Origin of the sequence: Catenulispora pinistramenti (assembly GCF_018274385.1) — a bacterium.
GTDB lineage: Bacteria > Actinomycetota > Actinomycetes > Streptomycetales > Catenulisporaceae > Catenulispora > Catenulispora pinistramenti.
In genome coordinates this window covers 1-5,501 of record NZ_JAAFYZ010000376.1, presented here as the reverse complement: position 1 = coordinate 5,501, position 5,501 = coordinate 1, and the positions used below count along the sequence as shown (strand labels likewise).

Here is a 5,501-nt window from a genome sequence, read left to right as displayed (position 1 = left end):
GTGTGGGGCGGGATGGTGGGCCCGGCGGCGAGTACCTGTCGCCCGTTGGGGTAGTGGCGCCTGACGCACGCCACGAGGAGGGCCACGGCTGGATGGACCGTTCACCGGTGCGGGGTGTCGCCCGGTTGGCGGCGATACTCGATTCGCTGCCCGAGGCGTTGCTGCTCGTCGACGGCGGCGGGCGGGTGGTCAACGCCAACGCCGTGGCTGTGGGTTGGTTCGAGGCGCCGGGCGCGCCGCTGGTCGGCCGGCCCGTCACCGATCTGCTGTCCGGCTTCGGGACCGCGTTGGCGCGGGTCGCCTCCCCCGATCCGACCGCCGGGGTGTGGACCGATCCGGGTGAGTCCGGGGTCGGTGCCGTGTCCGGCGAGGAGGCCGGGGTGCCCACTCGCATGGTCGCCAAGCTGGCCGACGGGAGCGGCTTCCCGGCCGAGGTCGTGCGCTCCTTCCTACCTCCGGGGCACGGCGGGTTGGAGGTGGTGGTGGTCCGCGACGTGTCGCGGGTCGCCGACGCCGAGGCCGAGCTGCGCCGCCAGCAGAAGCAGACCGAGCTGATCCTGCGCGCCGCCAGCGAGGGCATCGTCGGCGTGGACACCGCCGGCCGCGTGGTGCTGGTGAACCCGGCCGCCGCGCGGGTCCTGAAATACCGGGCCTCCGAGCTCGGCGGCCTGGAGTTCGACGCGCTGATCGGCGGATCCGCGCCCGGTGAGCCCTCGCCGGTGGCCGACACCCTGCGCACCGGACGCAAGCACCGCCTGGGCAGTGAGGCCGGGCTGCACCTGATCGCCAAGGGCGGCGGGACGGTGCCGGTGGAGCTGTCGACGGCTCCGGTAATGGAGGACGACGCCCTGGTCGGGGCGGTCGTGACCTTCGTCGACCTGTCCCGCTTCCGGCTCCCCGCGCTGACCACCCCGGCCGGCGGGGCCAACGGCGCGGCCGGTGGCGGCCATCCCGGCGTCGGCGCCTTCAGCGGGGCCAACGGCCTGGGCGGAATGCTCGGCGGGATGGGCGGCGCCGGGCTGAGCGCCGAGTCCGTCAGCGCGCTGCGACGCCCGCTGGACGCCGCCCGCACCGAGCTCGCCCGGCTGGCCAACGACGGCGACGGCCTGAGCCCGTCCGTCCGGCACCGGCTGGCCCACGTCACCGCCGAACTCGCCGAGGCCACGCGCCTGGTCGAGGAGCTGCTGGACGCCGCGGCCGGCCCCACCGGCCTGCGCAAGCGCCCCGCCGAGCTGGGCCGGATAGTGCACGCGGCCACCGACGCCGCGACCGACCTGGCCGGCGCGGCGGGCATCGACCTGGCCGTGCACACCGGCCCGGCCGAGGTCGTGATAGACGCCGACCGGATGACGCAGGCCGTCCGCCACCTGCTGGTGGACACGGTCCAGGCCTCTCCCCCGGGCTCCACGGTCGTGGTCGCCGCCGCCCGCCGCGGCCCCATCGCCCGCATCGAGGTGCGCGGCGCCGAGGTCGCGGGCGTGCCGGAGCACCTGAGCTTCGCCCGCACCGTGGTGGAACGGCACGGCGGCCAGCTCACGGTGCACCGCGTGGACGGCAAGGGCGTCACCTACGTGATCGAGCTGCCGGTCGGCCCCGAGGGCGAGACCGAGCTGGCCTCCGGCGCGCCCTCGGCCTCGCGCAACCTGGTCGAGGAGACGCGGATCATCCCGATCGTGCGGGACATCGAGCCCGCGCAGTCGGCATCCGGCTCCCTCGCCGGTTCGGGCTCGGCCTCCGGCAGTCGGCGACGCGTCGACTCGGCCGCGGCCACCACGACCACCATCCCGCGCCAGATCGCACCGGCGGAGGACCGCGGCTTCGCGGACGCGTCGCTTCCGGTGCCGGTCCGCACGTCGGCTGGCGGGAACAACGCCGGGGGCTCCGCGGCCAACGGCTCCGGGGGGATGGCACCACCGGGGCAGGTCGGACAGCCCGGGCAGCCCGGCCAAGCCGGTCAGCCCGGTCAGCCCGAGTCGGCGCCCCGAGGACGTCGGCGGGCGGCGCAGCAGGCGGCCGACGACGGCTATCTGATCCAGCACGTCGAGCCCGCGGCGGATGCCGCGCTGCGCACGTCGGGCGCGCACCAGGACGACGGCCCGCTGTCCACGTCGGGAAACTTCACACCGGAGGCTCAGCAGGCTGCTTCGCTCTACGGCGAGCCGCAGCAGCTGTTCCGCGAGCTCGACGGCGGCGACTCCCGCTTCGGCGCGCCGCGAGCGGTCGGGACGGGGTCGCTGTACGGCCCGGATCCGGCACAGCCGTTGTTCCGTGACGAGGTGCCGGGTAACGATGCCGGCGGACTCGGCAACGGCGGCATCGCAGGTAACGCACGTAACGCGGGTAGCGCGGGTATCGCCACCAACTCCGGCGGCTCCGGCATGTACGCCATCGGCGGACGTCACGGCCACCACGCCGACGCCGGCCAGCTCGATCAGCGTGGCCAGCTCGACCAGCGTAACCAGCGCGAGGACGCGTTCGCCTCGGACGGCGGTGTCTTCGGCGACGCCGCGAGCGGGCAGTCCGCGGGGATGGCGTTCGCCGGCAACAGCAGCGGCGACGTCTACCCGGTACCGAAGCCCCCGTCGCCGTTCGGTGACTTGTCGGACGGAGTGTTCGGGGCGGACGCGCAGGATGCTGATCCGATCAACGCGCTGAATCCGCTGAATCCGAATCCGCTGAACCCGAATCCGCTGAACCCGAATCCGCTGAACCCGATGGCCGCCGGACCGGGAGCCGGAGGTGGCGCATTTCCGCCAACCGGTCAGCAGCCGCCCTCGCCGTTCCTGACCGACGGCCAGCCGTCGTCGCCGTTCGGTGGCGAGGCGCAAAGTTCTGAGATCGCCGTCTCCGCGCCCCAGCCGCCCGCCCCCTTCATGACCGAGGCGCAGAGCGCGTCGCCGTTCGGGACGCTCCCCCCGTCGCCGTTCGGCACGTTGAAGCCGGCCTCGAACGAGGCGCAGGCGTGGCCGAACCCGGACGAGCCGGATCCGCAGGGTACTGAGGCCTGGCCGGCGCCGACCGCCGCCGAGCCCGCGGCCCCGCCGACGCTGCTGGTGTGGCCGACACCGGAGGCCGGGGCCGAGCAGGTGCTGGCCGCGCAGGGCTACGCGCCGACCGCGTTGAAGGCGCCCGCGCAGTTGAGCGAGACCGGGGCCGCACGGCCGGTGGCCCTGTTGGCCGACCCGGTCGGGGTGCCGGTGACGCGGGCCGCGTTGCACACGCTGCGCGCCGCCGCGGCCGACTCGGGCATCCCGCTGTTCGTGACCGCCGGGTTGGGTGCCGTTCCGGCCGCCGCGATGACGGCGACCGCGCGGCGCGGCGCGGATCCGTCCGCGCTGCTCAGGGCCCTGACTCCGGAGCAGGTTCCGGCGCCTCGGGTGCTGCTGCTGGAGGAGAACCCGGATCTGGCCGCAGCGTTCGCGATCTCGTTGGAGCGCGACGGGATGCGGGTGGTCCAGGCCTCGAGTGAGAACGACGCCATGGCCGCGATGGTCGCCGAGCATCCGCAGCTGATCGTCATGGACATAACGCTGGTGCGGCGGCGGCGTTCCGGGATCATCGACTGGCTGCGGACCTACGAGCGGCTGCACCTCGCGCCGACGGTGCTGTTCACGGTGCCGGCGACGATGACCGCCGACACGAACATGCTGCGAGCGCTGCGCTCCGGCGAGGCCGTGGTGCATCTGGTGGACCGGGAGGTCGGGCCGGAGGCGGCGAACCGGCTCGGGGATTTGATGGGCAAGATCGCAGACTGACGCCGGACGCGCGGTCGTCGGCCGCGCGACTGCGCGGCCGACGTCGGTTACGGTGATCCGCGATGCGGGGTCCCCGATACGGTGACCCCCGGTGCCGGTCAGCGCAGTTCGGCTGTGGTGATCAGGCGGATCGCGGCATCGGCCCACGCGTCGAAGGCCGCACGTCCCGGGTCCGGGCCCAGGGTGCGACTCAGACCACGAAGATCGGTGGCGCAGCGTCCGAGTCCGGCGGTGTCGAGGCGTTCGGCCGTCGAACCCAGGCGCGCCTCGAACGAGGGCGGCAGGTGCCGCGCGCCTCGGTGCGCCATCTCCGCGAGCAGTTCGAACGCGGCCTCGATCGCGGCGGTGAGGCGATCGGGGGCCGGCGCGCCGCCGTCGTCGAGGGCCTTGGAGCCGTCTCCGGAGGCGAGGTCCGGCACCACGACGCGGCCCTCGGCCACCACCGCGATCGGGGTCAGCACCAGGCCGCCGCGCCCGCGTCGCACGGTGGCCGAGACGAAGGTCGGATCGCGCTGGAGCGCGTCGGCGAGGGCGTCCAGCGCGCCGGGGGTGACGGCGCGGTACTCGGAGACGACCAGCGCGGTGCCGCCGGCCGTACCGCGCACCACGGCGGTCAGCCGCTGGCTGCCGGGCTCGTAGCCGAGGTATTCGACGTCTGCGATCTCCACGACCCGCACGTCTTCGGCATCGACCCGCGGTCGCACCAGGCGCGGCGGCAGGCGGTCGAACTCGGCGGCCAGCGCGTCCAGGTCGCGGGCCAGCAACGTCGAGGGCAGGTGGCCCCAGGCGCCACCGGACTGGCTGACCGTCGTGCGCGCGACCCGGTTCACGGCCAGCCGCAACCGCCGGTCCGCCCGCCGATGCGCGGTCTCGGTCACGACGTTCCCCCCGGCCAGCACCCCCACGGTGCTCCCGGCCAACCGGCGCGCGACCAGATCGGCACCCGTCGCCGCCCCCGGGAACCGCCCGTCCAGCGTGAGAACGATCCCGGCACCCGGATCCGCGAGGAAGACCAGGGCCCTGCGATCCTCCCCGAGCGCCTGCACCCGGCACCCGAGCGCGGTCAGCCGCAGCCGCCGCAGCGCCACCTCCGCCGCCTCCTCGGTACCCAGCACCCGCGACCGAGGCTGCCCCACCGCGGCCCCGGCAACCCGCGCCCGCGCGACGAGCTCCGCCAACAGATCCGCGACCAGCACCTGCTGATGCCGCGCGGCCCGATCCGCATGCGCCGCCAACTGGTCGGCCAGATCCTCAGTGGCCAGGAGCGGCCACCGCAGGCTCGCGGAGTCGAGGTCGCGCCGGACGCGCGCCAGGCGCGGGGTGAAGCCGGCGGCGAGGTTGGAGACGCCGGTGAGGAAGATGTCGGCGGCCAGGTCGAGGGCGGCGGCGAGGGCGGGTGCGCCGACCGGACCAACAGGGCCACGATCAGCCGCCGAACCCGCAACAGTTGCGGTGGGCTCGGCAGAACAATCAGCCAAGCCAGCCGGAGTTGACTGCTCGACGCCCCTGGCGCCGCCCGCAGCACTAGAGCCGGCAGCTGAATTCGCGGCCGCCACGGCAGGCGCCTCGCTCACCGAACCAGCGGCACCGGCCAGGCCCGCAGCGCTATCGGCACCGCCCGCAGCGACCTCGCCCACGCTGGGACTCGCCTCAGCCAAGCCGACCAGCGCTGATTGCTCGGTTGCGACACCATCATCAGGGCCCGCATCCGCCCCCGTCGCCGCGAGCTCGTCGCCGGCCCCACCC

Annotated in this window: 2 protein-coding genes; one reads left to right on the top strand and one right to left on the bottom strand. The window is 74.7% G+C overall.

The features are described from left to right. Window positions 1–92: 92 nt before the first annotated feature. Complete coding sequence (locus KGQ19_RS47125; protein ID WP_212021910.1) at window positions 93–3,755, top strand: PAS domain-containing protein; 3,663 nt, start codon at window positions 93–95, stop codon at window positions 3,753–3,755. A 98-nt stretch (window positions 3,756–3,853) separates the two neighbouring features. On the opposite strand, the gene KGQ19_RS47120 is transcribed toward KGQ19_RS47125, so the two are convergent. Further along, window positions 3,854–5,501: YehQ family protein (locus tag KGQ19_RS47120; protein WP_212021907.1), on the bottom strand; the 1,648-nt coding region annotated here is incomplete at its 5' end.